Source organism: Rufibacter ruber (assembly GCF_001647275.1).
GTDB lineage: Bacteria > Bacteroidota > Bacteroidia > Cytophagales > Hymenobacteraceae > Nibribacter > Nibribacter ruber_C.
Map to the genome: position 1 here is coordinate 1 of NZ_LRMM01000150.1, position 1,618 is coordinate 1,618.

The 1,618-nt window shown below is 60.0% G+C and carries 1 protein-coding gene; it reads left to right on the forward strand.

What is annotated here, in order from left to right; translation table 11 throughout:
• On the forward strand, positions 1-1,579 hold a 1,579-nt coding region (locus tag A8O25_RS22265; RefSeq protein ID WP_153042878.1), incomplete at its 5' end, for an IS1182 family transposase.
• Positions 1,580-1,618 lie beyond the last annotated feature (39 nt).

Below are 1,618 nucleotides of genomic sequence, written 5' to 3' on the forward strand. Positions count from 1 at the left end.
GGATATTCCACCAAATCATTTTACGATGCAGGGCAGGAAGCACTTTGCCGATGAGAAGGAGCTGCGCTTCTCGCTCTCGGCGCACGTTCCGGAACATAACTTCTACCGCAAACTCAAGCAACGGCTGGACCTCTCGTTCCTATATCCCATAACCAAAGCCTACTACGGGCGCTGCGGACAGCAGTCCATCGACCCGGCGGTGTTCTTCAGGCTCTGCCTGGTGGGCTACCTGGAGAACATCGTCTCGGACCGCAAACTCATCGAGCACTGCAGCCTCAGGCTGGACCTCCTGTACTTCCTGGGTTACCAGCTCGACGAGCCCTTGCCTTGGCACTCGACCGTCTCCCGCACCCGCCAGCTTCTGCCCCCGGAGCTGTTTGAGCAGGTCTTCACCCGTGTGCCTTCCCTTTGCGCGGAGGCGGGGATGGTGGCTGGGCATACACAAGTCGTGGATTCCGCTCTCATCAAGGCCAATGCCTCCATGGACTCCCTTGAGCTGAAGGTGCCGCGGGAGACGCTCGAGGCGCACCTGGGTCGGGTCGGGGCCATCAGCCGCGCCGACCGCAAGGCAAAAGAAAACAAGGCTACCGTGGGGCAACAGACCCTCACTGCCACCCGCGGCGAGTTGCAGGAAATAGAAGCCCGTAACCGGAGGTGGGGCCTGGGGCAGGACCAGCGTACCGGGGCCCGCAACAAGAACAGCAAGTACACCTCCAACAAGACGCACTACTCGCCCGTGGACCCCGATGCCCGCATCGCCGTCAAGCCCGGCAAGGCCCGCAAGCTCTGCTACCTCCTGCAGCTCTCGGTGGACACCGCCCACCACACCATCACCCACGTGCAGGCGGACCTGGCGGACAGGAAAGAAAACCAGTGCCTGCCCTCTGTGCTCGGGTCCCTCTCCGGTAGGCTGCACCAGATGGGGCTGGGCTGCAACACGCTGCTGGCGGACGCCGGCTACTCCTCGGGCGAGAACTACGCCTTGCTTGAGCAGGAAGGCATCACCGCCTTCATCCCGCCGCACGGCACCTACAAGGGCGGGCCGGAGGGCTTTAGCTATAATAAAGAAGAGGACTGCTGGGTTTGCCCGCAGGGCAAGAAAGCCACGTTCCGGAAGATGAAAGTGGAGCCGAAGGGCAGCATCAGAAAGAAGCTCTACCTCACCACCCGCCGGGACTGCAAGGGCTGCCCTCTCCGGGAAAGCTGCATCGGTAAGGGCCACGAGAAGAAGGTGGAGATCACCTACTACCGCGAGGAGTACGAGCGGGTGATCGCGCGCCTGAAAAGCCGCTATGGGCGGAAGATGAAAGGGCTCAGGCAGGCGACGGTGGAGCCGGTGCTGGGCACGCTCATCAACTTCCTGGGGCTAAGGAAAATCAATACAAGGGTTATCAAGCAGGCGCACAAAGTAATGCTGTTGGCTGCCACGGCATATAACCTGAAGAAACTGCTCAATTTTAAACCCAGGGAAAGCCAGACGGCCGTCATGGCCCTGCCCAGGGCTTCTGCAGCAACGCTTTTGATGCTCTTTTTGGCGGCAGGAATTGAAATCAACTTGAGAAAAGTGAAGAGGGATTGAAACAGGGCACTGTTTAACGCTGAGTTGTGCAACAGCTAC